Annotated in this window: 13 protein-coding genes; 2 read left to right on the top strand and 11 right to left on the bottom strand. The window is 46.6% G+C overall.

Translation table 11 applies throughout. The annotated features are described in order from the left end of the window. Nucleotides 1-2: 2 nt before the first annotated feature. The 5 genes from COT43_09735 to COT43_09715 form a co-directional block, all read right to left on the bottom strand. Nucleotides 3-593, bottom strand: a complete 591-nt coding sequence (locus COT43_09735) for a hypothetical protein (protein ID PIS27584.1) — start codon at nt 591-593, stop codon at nt 3-5. Nucleotides 594-997: 404 nt separating this feature from the next. Then, a complete protein-coding gene (locus COT43_09730) occupies nt 998-1327 on the bottom strand; it encodes a hypothetical protein (protein ID PIS27583.1) in 330 nt (109 codons plus the stop codon). Nucleotides 1328-1375: 48 nt separating this feature from the next. Further along, nucleotides 1376-2356 carry a hypothetical protein gene (locus COT43_09725; GenBank protein PIS27582.1) on the bottom strand — a complete coding sequence of 327 codons (981 nt, stop codon included), beginning with the start codon at nt 2354-2356 and terminating at the stop codon, nt 1376-1378. Between the two features lie 195 nt (nt 2357-2551). Continuing rightward, on the bottom strand, nt 2552-3190 hold the full coding sequence (locus tag COT43_09720; protein PIS27581.1) for a hypothetical protein: 639 nt from the start codon (nt 3188-3190) through the stop codon (nt 2552-2554). Nucleotides 3191-3198: 8 nt separating this feature from the next. Continuing rightward, entirely contained in the window at nt 3199-4554 is a 1356-nt protein-coding gene (locus COT43_09715) for an MFS transporter (GenBank protein ID PIS27580.1), read from the bottom strand. A 204-nt stretch (nt 4555-4758) separates the two neighbouring features. Here COT43_09715 and COT43_09710 point away from each other — a divergent pair, with 204 nt between their 5' ends. Together COT43_09710 and COT43_09705 are read left to right on the top strand one after the other, a co-directional pair. Next, entirely contained in the window at nt 4759-4929 is a 171-nt protein-coding gene (locus COT43_09710; protein ID PIS27579.1) for a ferredoxin, read from the top strand. Between the two features lie 62 nt (nt 4930-4991). Beyond that, entirely contained in the window at nt 4992-6308 is a 1317-nt protein-coding gene (locus COT43_09705; GenBank protein ID PIS27578.1) for a DUF1343 domain-containing protein, read from the top strand. 6 nt (nt 6309-6314) lie between these two features. Here the strand turns inward: COT43_09705 and COT43_09700 are convergent, their stop codons facing one another. From COT43_09700 to COT43_09675, 6 genes are all read right to left on the bottom strand, one after another. After that, nucleotides 6315-6659, bottom strand: coding sequence for an alkylhydroperoxidase (locus tag COT43_09700; protein PIS27577.1), 345 nt, complete (start codon nt 6657-6659; stop codon nt 6315-6317). Between the two features lie 81 nt (nt 6660-6740). Beyond that, nucleotides 6741-6995: a 50S ribosomal protein L27 gene (locus tag COT43_09695; GenBank protein ID PIS27576.1), complete on the bottom strand. Its 255-nt coding sequence runs from the start codon at nt 6993-6995 to the stop codon at nt 6741-6743. A gap of 2 nt (nt 6996-6997) precedes the next feature. Further along, nucleotides 6998-7402 carry a 50S ribosomal protein L21 gene (gene rplU / locus COT43_09690; GenBank protein PIS27575.1) on the bottom strand — a complete coding sequence of 135 codons (405 nt, stop codon included), beginning with the start codon at nt 7400-7402 and terminating at the stop codon, nt 6998-7000. Between the two features lie 66 nt (nt 7403-7468). Further along, nucleotides 7469-9028, bottom strand: coding sequence for a ribonuclease E/G (locus COT43_09685; protein PIS27574.1), 1560 nt, complete (start codon nt 9026-9028; stop codon nt 7469-7471). A 3-nt stretch (nt 9029-9031) separates the two neighbouring features. Continuing rightward, entirely contained in the window at nt 9032-11560 is a 2529-nt protein-coding gene (locus tag COT43_09680; protein PIS27573.1) for a B12-binding domain-containing radical SAM protein, read from the bottom strand. A gap of 125 nt (nt 11561-11685) precedes the next feature. Then, nucleotides 11686-12246, bottom strand: a complete 561-nt coding sequence (locus COT43_09675) for an HAD family hydrolase (protein ID PIS27572.1) — start codon at nt 12244-12246, stop codon at nt 11686-11688. Nucleotides 12247-12301 lie beyond the last annotated feature (55 nt).

Raw genomic sequence — 12301 nt, 5'->3', positions numbered from 1 at the left:
CGCTATTTCAGAATCTCGCGAACGGAAGGATTCAGAAATTCCATGAGAAAATTCGCGATGCTTTCGTCGCTGAGATCGTAGTAAACGTCGGAGCCTTTTTTACCAATGCGGAAACCGCCCGAAATGCCTTTTTCGACTTTCAGGACGATCGGCTCTTTTAGACTTTCCGTCGTTGTTTGCGCCAGCAGATTGGTCAGCCGGTCGATGTCTTTCGGCGAGACGATGAATTCCGGTTTCGCGTCGCCGGATGTCTGTTTGACGACATCGCGGATGAGTCCGGCGAGAAATTCCGGCGTCATCGCATCGGAAATCGTCTTCTTGAAAACACGGTCGAACAGTTTGGTCAGGTTTTCTTTCGTGACCAAAATTGTGTCACGGGCGGCTTGTTTCAGCGCGGCGGTCGTGTTGGCTTTGGTCTTTTCGGCCTCGATTTCGGCGTCGCGAACGATCTGTTCGGCTTTTAGTTTGGCGTCGGCGATGAGCGCGGCGGCGGATTTCTGCGTGTCGGATAAAATCGTTTCTGCCAACATTTTCGCTTCGTCGATGCCTTCTTTTTTGATCTTATCGATCAGATTGTCAAGTTTTATATCCATCAAATAACTCCTCTTTCGGTGATAGCGAACGGCCGTCTTCCGGGCGATTCAAATTGACTGAAAAGTCGAAAATCGCCGATCTGCTTATGCCGGTCATGGATGTGTCAGGTAATAATGGGAATCGCGGTGTCGTTCTCATTCGATTCCTTTATCTTCAGTTTCCTATCGCAATTTCTCTTCACGTAAACTCAAAAAACAACCTGTAAATTTATACCGCCCTGCCAGATAAACCAAATATTTACCGGTAGAAAATTATCGGGAAAGAAAATGATGAAAGGTTGGATTATGTAGATTAATTTGTCATTGGTCATTATTGGAAAACCCAACCTTCGGAAGGTTACGAGAAGATTAAAACCAGTTTAGCCTTTCGCAGGCGCTCAAGGCGGAAGATGGTTCCTTTTTAATTATTGATGATGCCCTCTGGCGATAATAGCCTGATAAGAACCAGTCATGCCAACAACTACAACCAAATCCTCAATCGCCGTGATTTTCGACCATATTGTTTCCCCTTCTATTTCAGGACTGATATTTGCCCAATTCTGACCATTGAAATGACGAATGGATGAATAATATCCTGCAATAAAAATATCATTTGAGTTGTTACCGGTAATAGTTGTGGTCAGCGGTGGATATTGATTACCTGAATAATCCCACCAGATTAATTCTTGAACAGAGCTGGAACTGGAAGCGCTAACAACATAGACGCGACCTGTGGCCGCCAGAAAAAGGTTCATATTTGTATCGGTCCAAAGACTCTGATAAATATGACTTATAACACCTGGCTAACCAAGCGAGGTCTGAGAATTAATGTTGTTTATTGTTGCAAATTCTTTATTCTGTTCTTTTTTCAACAAAACAGAACCTTTCAGGTCATCAAACCCGCAAACCCAAATATCGCCACCATCTGGATCTCCTTTGATGTCAGTTAAATCAATCTCTGTACCGCTTTCCATCTTCGTAAAGGTTGAGCCGTCATAGTGGACTATGGAACCTTTTTTGCCGACAAAGTAGATGTCTGATGATGAAGAAGCCCAAATATCAGTCACACCGCCATCTTCGTCATCAAGAACACCCATATTCCAGAAATGATAAAGTGTCCATTCAGAACCATTCCAATGAATTGGAAGTCCAGAAGTAATCCAAATGTCATTTTCAGAAAAGTAAAATATTCCATAATTGGGCGAGTACCCTGATAACACTTTCAATAGGTTCCACTTATCACCATCCCATCTTGCGGCATTGTACGTTCCGCTGTCGGTTTCGATATTTCCCACGACCCAGATGTTGTTCTCATTCACGATCCAGGCATCTTTCAGGTAACTGCCATAGTTACCGAGTGTATCGATCTCCCAGGTGAAGTCATGACTGGTAGTGTCCATCGTGTGCACCGAGACCGGATCGGATTCGGACTTGGTTTTGCCGTCCTTCAGGAAGCGGACACGGTAGATGTAGTCGGTATCCGGCATCAGACCTTCATCGATTATCAGGGTATCGTCATCACTACAGGTATAAGTCGCCACGGTCGAGTTGTCCCGGTCGAGCGCGAAGGCGCTGACATCCCCGGAATCCGGCAGACTGACACTCAGGACGACCGAAGTGCTGAAGACATCTTCTGCAGATAAGTAAATATCGTAGTCCGGTTGTTCGGTCGGACACTCCTTACAGGACATGGCGAGGAGTGTGGCAAGAATAAGAAAGATCGTGAACATTGCGGTTTTGGCTTTCAAACCGTTTGTCATTTTTCCTTCACCTGTCACAATCATGGTCAAACCTCCGAATGAATTCGACGAATATCAAATATCAAAATAATAGATTTGGCCAACCTTCAGAAGGTTTCTTTTTTCAAACAATATCCAACGACCAACATCCCAATAACAGAATTTACTCAATTTACCCAATCTACCTAATTAACCCAATCTACCGAATCAACCTAATCAACCTAATCAACCTAATCCAACCTAATCTACCCTTTCCGGCACGGCATAGATCAGCGGCAGGCTGACGAACGTCGTGGCAAATTTGACGATGACGTTGGACAGGACGATGCTCCAGACGACAGCCAGCGGCATTTGTCCCGCAAAGGCGATGAAAGCGAACAGGATGGAATCGATTGGAATGCTGACGCCATTACTGGCAAGCACGCGCGACCATTGTTTTTTGGTCGTCACTTTTTTCATCCATAACCGATAGACTTCCGTATCGATCAGTTCGGAGATAACTTCGGCAAAAATCGAAGCCAGTATGATTCGCCAGACAGGCGAAAGCACTTTGGCAAATTCTGTCTGCGCGCCAACGGACGGATCGGCGGGCAAAATCGACACGAACCAGAAGAAAAACGCCATGAACAGATTGATGACCGCGCAGGCGAGAATCAGAATTCGCGCGGCTTTGATGCCCATCAGTTTGTGAACCAGGTCGCGAAGCGTGAACGTGATCGGATAGATGAACGTCCCGGCGTCCATCGACAATCCGAAAAAAAGAATGATGCGAAGACTGGAAATGTCGGACAACATCTGCGCGGCGACATAAGCCGTGATGACGATCAGCGCCGGAATATAGACCGAGCGGTTTTCAGGAAGAATGGCGTTTGGTTTCATGGTTGCTTTCAGGCTTTGTGCGCTTGCCCCCAACTTAATTTTCTCTCCTGTCTCTGGAGTAGAAGCGCAAAGAAGAATCCGAAGAATCCCAGCGTGCTGAAAATCCACATGCCAAGCCGGTAGCCGCTCGGATTGGTGACGCTCGCGAGTGAATAGTCGTTCGCCCAGCCGACGAGCAGATTGAATCCTGCCAGCCCGATGTTTTGGATCATCGTCATTAGGCCGTACGCGGTGCCGAGTTTATGCGAATCGACAAACAACGCGACGGACGGCCACATCACAGCGGGAATCAACGAAAAAGCGAATCCCATCAGGCTCATCGGAATCAGCAGATTGGTGGGGATGATGTAATGGATATTCAAAAAACCGACATTGACGGCGACCGTTTGGCTTAGTCCGAGAAAACCGGCAATGTCGATTTTGTAGCCCATACAAAGATAAACCGGAATAATCGCCAGCGAACCGATCATCATCAGCAGAGAACGTTTCCCAATTTTATCGGCGAGAAGTCCGAACAGCGGCGTGAAAATCATTGCGGCGAATGTCAACATACTGGAAAGAAAACCGCCGACTTCGCGCGTCGTGCCGTGAACTTCCTGAAAGAATTTGACCGCGAACGTCTGGAATGGAAACATGGCGGAATAGAACGTGACGCAGAGAAGCGTGATCAGCCAGAACGACTTCCCGAAATTGAAAATGTCTTTGAAGACTACCTTGTCGGTGGAGCCTTCCTTGTTCAGTGCGTAGTTCCGCTCGGCGTAACGGTCGAGAAAGAAATAGATGGTGAGGCAAATCACGGAAGTTGCGCCAGCAAACACGGAAATGACCAGCGGCGACTGCCAATTAGTATAAAAACTTTTTCCCCACGTCGGCGAGTTTAGAGCGAGAAACGAGCCGAGCCGCGCGATGGTTAGGTTCAATCCGAATGCGAATGACAGTTCTTTACCTTTGAACCATCTGGCAATGACCGTTGTGATGGCTACGATCATGGACTCCGCGCCCAGCCCGAAGATCAGTCTGCCGGTTGCCATGACGACGATGTCGCCTTTCAGTGTAGTGATCAGTCCGCCGAGAAATACGAGCGTGGAAAACATCAGAGCGGATTTTTTCGTGCCAATACGGTCGATGATGAAGCCGCCGATCAACACCATGAATACGTTCGGGATGCTGTAAATCGCGTTCAGCGTTCCGATGTTGCTGTCCGAGAAGCCGAGTTGCGCTTTCAGGAGATCAGCCAGCGGACTGATGCTGTCGTATATATAATAATTTCCAAACATCGCCAGACTGATGAAGGTTAACACAATCCAGCGGAAGAAAGGTGAAGGATTGGGAAGTAAATTTTCTTGAGTCAAATCGGAGTTCATGCAAACCTGCTCTTTCTGTCGGTCGGTTTAAAATGTTTCGGTGTGTTCAAATTCTGTATCAATGACTAAAAGCGCCCGTAATGTAAGAAAATCGTGGAAAAAAGGAAAAACGTTCCGTCCGTCATATTGTCTTAAGGAAAAGGATTGATTAAATTCCGGCTGTTTTTTGGTAGAAATATTGTTTAATCATAAAGGAGAAAAAATATGGCACATGTCATTTCTGATGAGTGTATCAGTTGCGGCGCCTGTATAGGCGAATGTCCAGTTGAAGCGATCAGCGAAGGCGGCGATAAATACGTCATTGATGCGGCTAAATGCACCGATTGCGCCGCCTGCACGCAAGTTTGCCCGGTTGGTGCCATTTCAGCCGCGTAGTTTTCAATATCGCTCACGGATACGCAAAATCCGTTTAATAGAAAATATTTCTGGATAGTCAGTTGGCAAGTCGGAAATATTTTCATTTTCAGATCATTCGTATGAGGAGAAAAGAAATGAAGGCAATTCTGATTCGACGTGTACTGATAGCGTGGCTTGTTTTTTCTGTAATCAGATGGATTCCAGATACGTCTTTCGGTCAAACATATTCGGTTAAAACCGGATTGGATGTCGTTTCAGAATTGAACTTTGATATGTTCAAAGGCAAAAAGGTCGGCATTATTTGCAATCATACCGCGCGGGACAAAAATGGAAATCATATCGTTGACCTCTTTTATCACAGCAATGCTTGCACAGTATCGGCGATATTCGGGCCCGAACACGGTTATCGCGGGCTGGCGGCGGACGGCGGAGATGTCGGCAACGAAATCGATTCTCTGACTGGCGCAAATATTTTCAGTTTGTATGGCACGGTGAATAAGCCGACGAAAGAGATGCTCAAAAACGTCGATGTGCTGGTTTATGATATTCAAGACGTCGGCGCTCGCTTTTATACTTATACTGCGACGATGACGAAATGTATGGAAGCCGCCGCGGAAAACGGTATCCCGTTTGTTGTTTTGGATAGACCGAATCCGATTCGCGGCGACCGTATCGAAGGGCCGATGCTCGATCCCAAATTCAAGTCGTTTGTCGGGCCGCATCCGACGCCGATCCGCTACGGACTGACGATTGGCGAGTTTGCTTGGCTCATCAACGGCGAGTCCTATCTGGAAAATGGCTTGAAAGCCGATCTGAGAGTCGTCACAATGAAAGGCTGGAAGCGGAATCTGTGGTACGACCAAACCGATCTTCCGTGGGTTGCTCCGTCGCCAAACATGAAGTTTCTGACAACTGCGATTGCTTATCCGGGATTTTGTTTGCTGGAAGGGATAAATTTGTCCGAAGGGCGCGGGACGGACTCACCGTTTTTAAAATTCGGAGCGCCGTATATTAATGCGAAAACCTACGCCGATTCGTTGAATGCACTGAACTGCAAAGGCGTTCTTTTCGAGCCGATTACTTTCACACCGGTCAGCATACCAAACGTTGCCGCGAAACCGAAATATGAAAATCAACTTTGTAATGGTGTTATGCTCATCATCTCCGACCGCGATCAGTTCAAGCCAATTCAGGCGATGTTACTGATAATTGAAAAGACGAAACAAATGTATCCAAAGGATTTTGCATGGCGCGGAAGCATCGATCGGCTTTACGGAAGTGACGAACTCAAACTTGCCATTGATAGCGGAAAACCGGTCATCGAATTGATTGCAAAATGGAAGAACGAAGATAAGAAATTTCGATCGTTGTCAGAAAAATATCTTTTGTATAAATGATAGCAGTTATTTAAGCGCGTCCCAGAATTCAATGGCGCTCCGAATATGCGGAATGGTGATGGAGCCGCCAACGATCAGACCAATAGAAATCGTTTCGGTAAGTTCGGCGTCGGAAACGCCTGCATCTTTGCATTGCGACAAATGGTATTTGATACAGTCGTCACAACGAAGAACGAGCGAGGCAACCAAGCCCAGCAATTCTTTGGTTTTTGACGGTAGAGCGCCATCCTGATAAACCTGCGCGTCCAAACTGAAGAATCTTTTCATCGATTTGTCAGCGTATTTCAGAACAAGTTCGTTGAGGTATTTTCTGGTTTCTTGAAAAGATTCCGGTGAGTTGTTTTCTATCATTGCTTCCTCAAAATGAAAACAGAAATCCCGCAACTTTAAAGGGTAAGTGGGGCAAACCCTCTCTGCAATTGCGGGATACGATTAGTCTAAAAGAATGCTGACGGTCTTTTTCACGCGACTTTTTTGCTCGAATTTGACGTGTCCGTCTTTTAGTGCAAATAGTGTATCGTCGCTACCGATTCCGACGTTATCGCCGGGATAAATTTTACTGCCGCGCTGGCGAAGAATGATTGTTCCTGCGGTAACGAATTCGCCGCCGAATCTCTTGACACCAAGTCGTTGAGAATTACTGTCGCGACCGTTTCTGGAACTTCCAACACCTTTTTTATGTGCCATGACTATAGCTCCTGATTTTCAGTAGGTTGTTCGCTTGAGGTTTCCGTAACCGGATTTGTATCTGCCGTAACTGCGACTTCTGATTCACCTGCGAATTTGGAGACCTGAAGAACCGTGTAGGGTTGGCGATGTCCATTTTTAACCTTATAACCTTTTCTGCGTTTTTTCTTGAAGACGATTACTTTCGGGAGCCTTTTCTGTTCTATAACCGTCGTCTCGATTTCCGCGTCTTTGACGAAAGGCAATCCGATCTGAATATCTTCGCCTTTGCGCAGGTACAAAATCTTGTTGGCAATGAACGTCGCGCCGACCTCTAATTCGAGTTTCGGCACCGATAGTTTTTTCCCGGGTTCGAGGATGACTTGATCACCGGAAATTTCTGCAATAGCGTAATAGTTTGTTCTCATATTTTTCTCTTAGTTTCCTTATCAAAAAGGCGGGCAAATTTAGGGAATTCCTTTAAACAAGGCAAGTTAATATTCGTCGGTAATGTCTTTTCCCGATTTGGTTAGGAAGACGCGGAAGTCGTCGATATTGACGGATGGATCTTCAACTAATTTGATGATGATGAAATTCCGCCACTGAATCCTCCTCAATACTTTATTCGTCGAATCACGAAGATAGGTTGCCATATCGGGATGAACATGAATCTGAAGCCTTTTTTCCTTGGCTTTGACTTTGAATCGCCGGAACCAGCTTTCGATTTTCGTCACGACTGATTCTTTGGAAGTCACGCGTCCTGAGCCGTGGCATAATGGGCACTCTTCAGTAACCGTGTAAAGGAGATTGACGCGCGTCCGTTGGCGGGTCATTTCCAGCAGTCCGAAGTCGGAGATGTTGGCTAAAGATACCTTCGCGCGGTCGCGCTGGAGTTCACGCCTCAGTTCCAAAAAGATTTTTTTCTTATTTTCTTCTTCTTCCATGTCGATGAAATCGATGACGATCAGGCCTCCGATGTCGCGTAGGCGAAGTTGCCGAGCGATTTCTTTTGCCGCCTGCATGTTGATCTTCAACGAATTATTTTCGTGATCTTTTTTTCCGATATATTTGCCGCTATTGACGTCGATTGTTGTCATCGCTTCCGTATGTTCGATTACAATGAAACTGCCGCTTTTCAGCCAAACTTTTTTATTCAGCGACTTAGTGAATTCACTCTCAACGTTGTATTGCTCGAAGAGCGGATTGCGTCCTTGATAATGCTCGAGCTTCTTGACGAATTCCGGCGAAACGGATTTGATGTAAGATTGTAGTTGTTTATTTAGGTTTTTCGTATCCACTAAAATCTTATCGACGTCCATTGTAAGTAGATCGCGGATAACCGACGAGGCGATTTCCATGTCGGCGTATACACATACGGGAGCAGGTTCGCGCTTGGAGGTTTCTTCGAGTAAACGCCACTTTTTTATCAAACTGTCCAGATCGGCTTTCAGCGTTTTTTCATCATGATCCTGAGCGACTGTACGGATGATTAATCCGAATTTAGGCGGTTTGATGACGCGAGCGATGCTTCTTAAGCGCCGTTTTTCGTTTCGGTTGAAAATTTTCTTGGAAATTCCGATGAAATCGACGTTCGGGACCAGAACGAGAAACCTGCCGGGAATCGAAATATCGGTTGTGACTCGTGGCCCTTTTTTAGCGAAGGGTTCCTTAATAACCTGAACGAGGATTTCCTGGTTTTTCGTGATAGTGATTTCGCTGGTTTTTACATACTTTTTCTTACCGACTTTCGGTTGGGGTGATTCCTCTTCTTCGTCGTCTTCTTCTTCGTCACGGCTAATGCTCTCCAGCATCGTTGTGGCAGAGTCGGCGTTATTCATTTCGGAAAAGGGAAGAAAGGCGTTGAGTCCATGTCCGATATCGACGAAAGCGGCTTGAATGCCTTCGATGACGTTTTCGACTTTGCCTTTGTAAATATTCCCGACCATTCGGGATTTTTCGGGTTTTTCAACAAAGAGTTCGACGAGTTCGCCGTTCTCTAAGATTGCGATGCGAACCTCCTTAGAAGTTTCGCTCATTAAAATTGTTTTTTCCATTATCTATCCATTTTGTAGGTGATTGGTTGTTAAATAAGTTTTTTTGCGGCTGACGGAACAGGAAGCGTTTTCCAATCCAAGGATGGGAAGAAGTTCCCGAATTTTGACTGTTCTTCCATTGATGATTTGGACTTCTACTTTCAAAATGCCAGCCTCTGTTTGAATCGTTTTGAGAAATTGCCGGATGTCAATTTGGGTCGTCGCTTTTTCTCCGGCGCGTTGGATAATATATTCCTTTTTCTCCAGCAAATCACGGACGTTTTTTTCAACGACGGGGTTAATCTCTGCAGGGAAGAGGATTTCATAGAGAAAGCCGGCGGTGTCCGAGAATGCGGATTTTGCGTTAATTGCCAGACGTTCTGCCGATACAATTTCAAATCTACCAGCCAACTCCGCGTTGAGTCTCTTGACTAAATCAATTGTCTCGGATTTGAGCGTTACGTCCAAAAATTCTTCATCAGAAGTGTAACCTAATGGAAGTGGAAATCCTGCAGAAATTTTCGGTCTCTGATTGAAGCCTTCGGTGTAGATCAAATCCAGATCAGCCCGTCTCATCGCCTGCTGAAAAATACGCAAAACGTCGAGGTGTGAAGTGAAGCGAACGACATTCGATTTCCGGTATTTTAGACGAAATTTGACTGGAGAGCCGATCGGTTCATCGTCGGGCGGAAGCGCGATTGGTTGATGGGGTTCATCAGCACTCGGCGTGACAAGCATCATCTGGAGTCCCGATGGTTGGCAGACGCCGCATCCGTAGCAATGGGTTCGGCAATCTGGAGTGGTTTTACCTTTCAGTGAACGGTTGAATTCGGAAATCAGGTAGTTTTTGGTAACCAAAGAATCAATATGATCCCATGCCAGCGGTTCGTCGAGACTTCTATCCGATGTAAATTTCGCTGGCTCGAGGTTCGATTCGATGAATGCGGATTCCCATAGTTCAGCTGAAAAATATTCTCTCCAGGAGTCAAATTTTGCGCCGTTCTTCCATGCCCGATAAATCACGTCTGCTATTCGCCGATCGCCTCGTGCGATGACGCCTTCTAATCGGGAAAATTGTGGATTGCGCGCCATTACTTTTACTTGTCTCATCATCAACAGGCGCGGTTTGATGAAGTCGAGTTTTCGCTGGATGGTTTCCGGAGAATCCTGCGCTGACCATTGAAATGGCGTGAACGGCTTGGGGATGAACGTCGAAAGCGTCACATTGATATTCAATCGTCCGTTACCGACCTGAATCACTTTTCGGGTTAAGTCAGCGATATCAGCAAGGTCTTCGTAGGTTTCTGTCGGCAACCCCAGCATGAAATAGAGTTTGATGACGCGCCAGCCATTTCTAACGGCGATTTCGGTGGAACTCAGCAATTCTTCTTCCGTGATGTCCTTGTTGATGACATTTCTCAGGCGTTGGGAGCCGGCTTCAGGGGCAAAGGTGAGTCCAGACTTCCGCGTCTGGCTGGCAAGTTGGGCGATATTTTCTCGGAAACTGTCCAACCTGAGCGAGGGAAAAGAAACGGAGTGGCGATGATTGACCCGGTGCGCAACGATTCCATCCGCGAGTTGATCCAGACCGGCATAATCGGAACTTGAAAGCGAGAAAAGTGAAACATCATCGTATCCGGTGGCGACGAAGGAATTTTCTATCTGTTTTAAAACGTCATCGGGATGTCTTTCTCGAACAGGGCGGTTTATCATACCCGCCTGGCAAAACCGGCAACCCTGCGTACAGCCGCGCATGATTTCGACGACCAGACGATCTTGAGAGGTTTCAACAAGCGGCATGATCGGGACTTCAGGGTAAAAATCGTTCGTTAACTCCCGAACCCGCAGGGCGCGAATGATTTTCGGAGCCGTAGTCATATTTGCTTTGGGAACAACTTTTCCGGTTTGCAGATCGACATCGTACAGACTCGGAATGTAAAGTCCCGGAAAGCGCGCAGGTAGTCGGAGAAGGATTTCATTCCGCGGCACGTTTTGCCTTTTCAGAGAATAGATTTCCTTTGTGAGAGGGACGACAATTTCTTCACCGTCGCCGACGACAAAGCCATCAAAAAACGGCGCCAGCGGTTCTGGGCTATAGGCGCCACATCCTCCGCCAATAATGATTGGATCGCTTTCATTTCGGTCTTGGGCGTAAACCGGAATCTCGGCGAGATCAAGCATGTTCAGGATATTAGTGGCGGTCAATTCATAGGGAAGCGTAAAACCGATAACGTCGAAATATTTCAGGGGTGTGCGTGATTCCAGAGAAAAAAGTGGAACTGAATGTTTCCGCAATTTTTCCTCAAAATCAGGCCACGGCGCATAAACGCGTTCAGCGGTGATTTCCTCATCGCGATTTAGAATGTGATAGAGAATCTGAAATCCATAGTAGGACATGCCAACATCGTACAAATCGGGATAAGCCAGCGCAATTTCCGCCAGCGGCTTTGATCTGTCTTTGATTTGGGTTCCAAACTCCCCGCCTGCATATCGGCCGGGTTTTTCAACTTCAAAAAGGAAGTTATCTATCAAACGTTCATTCTTAATCGGCATTACTCAGTAGTTTCAAAAGTCAGGCGGAAGGTAAGCAAAATGGCATGGATAAACAAGGTATTTTACTTACCGTCAGAAGCGGTGCTGGGAATCGAACCGTGAAAATTACCGACTGCGCCGAGAGATTATTGACCGGCCAAACCGAGTTCGGGAGCGATGGTTTTTAAGGCGTCGATCACGCGCTGAATATGCTCCGTTTCATCAACGCCCAGTTCAGTGATTCCCTGTCGGATTTCTTCGCGATTGACTTTTGCTGCAAAGGTTTTGTCCTTGAACTTTTTTTGGACCGAGCGCGGCTCGACTTCGAAAATGCTTTTTGAAGGACGAACCAGCGCGACGGCGATGATGAATCCCGCCAGTTCATCGACAGCAAAAAGCGTTTTGGCCAGCAGTGATTCGCGTTTGACGCCGGTGTAAGCCGCATGACCCATAATGGCTGTGCGCATTTCCGCCGGGTAGCCGAGTTTCTCCAGAATTTCGTTCCCGCGGTAGGGATGATTCTCGGCGTCGGGATATTTTTCGTAGTCGAAGTCGTGGAGCAAACCGACGATTGCCCAGTAATTCTCATCTTGATGGAACCACTTCGCATATTCGCGCATCGCGGCAGAAACGGCAAGCGCATGCTTAATCAGGCTGTCGGTTTTGGTATATTCGGTTAGCAATTTCCAGGCATCTTCATAATTCATAATATTTCCTTTCAGTTTCCGATCGCCGTATCATCATAAAGCGGAAGTGCAAATC

The organism is Candidatus Marinimicrobia bacterium CG08_land_8_20_14_0_20_45_22 (genome assembly GCA_002774355.1).
GTDB lineage: Bacteria > Fidelibacterota > UBA2242 > UBA2242 > UBA2242 > 0-14-0-20-45-22.
Note: the sequence above shows the minus strand (reverse complement) of the source record. Positions and strands in the feature narration are given on the sequence as shown.

Bases quoted from the DNA above. Each gene is read 5' to 3' on its own strand.
- COT43_09735 (PIS27584.1), bottom strand. From the start codon at position 593: ATGGATATAAAACTTGACAATCTGATCGATAAGATCAAAAAAGAAGGC.
- COT43_09730 (PIS27583.1), bottom strand. From the start codon at position 1,327: ATGAACCTTTTTCTGGCGGCCACAGGTCGCGTCTATGTTGTTAGCGCT.
- COT43_09725 (PIS27582.1), bottom strand. From the start codon at position 2,356: ATGATTGTGACAGGTGAAGGAAAAATGACAAACGGTTTGAAAGCCAAA.
- COT43_09720 (PIS27581.1), bottom strand. From the start codon at position 3,190: ATGAAACCAAACGCCATTCTTCCTGAAAACCGCTCGGTCTATATTCCG.
- COT43_09715 (PIS27580.1), bottom strand. From the start codon at position 4,554: ATGAACTCCGATTTGACTCAAGAAAATTTACTTCCCAATCCTTCACCT.
- COT43_09710 (PIS27579.1), top strand. From the start codon at position 4,759: ATGGCACATGTCATTTCTGATGAGTGTATCAGTTGCGGCGCCTGTATA.
- COT43_09700 (PIS27577.1), bottom strand. From the start codon at position 6,659: ATGATAGAAAACAACTCACCGGAATCTTTTCAAGAAACCAGAAAATAC.
- COT43_09695 (PIS27576.1), bottom strand. From the start codon at position 6,995: ATGGCACATAAAAAAGGTGTTGGAAGTTCCAGAAACGGTCGCGACAGT.
- rplU (PIS27575.1), bottom strand. From the start codon at position 7,402: ATGAGAACAAACTATTACGCTATTGCAGAAATTTCCGGTGATCAAGTC.
- COT43_09685 (PIS27574.1), bottom strand. From the start codon at position 9,028: ATGGAAAAAACAATTTTAATGAGCGAAACTTCTAAGGAGGTTCGCATC.
- COT43_09680 (PIS27573.1), bottom strand. From the start codon at position 11,560: ATGCCGATTAAGAATGAACGTTTGATAGATAACTTCCTTTTTGAAGTT.
- COT43_09675 (PIS27572.1), bottom strand. From the start codon at position 12,246: ATGAATTATGAAGATGCCTGGAAATTGCTAACCGAATATACCAAAACC.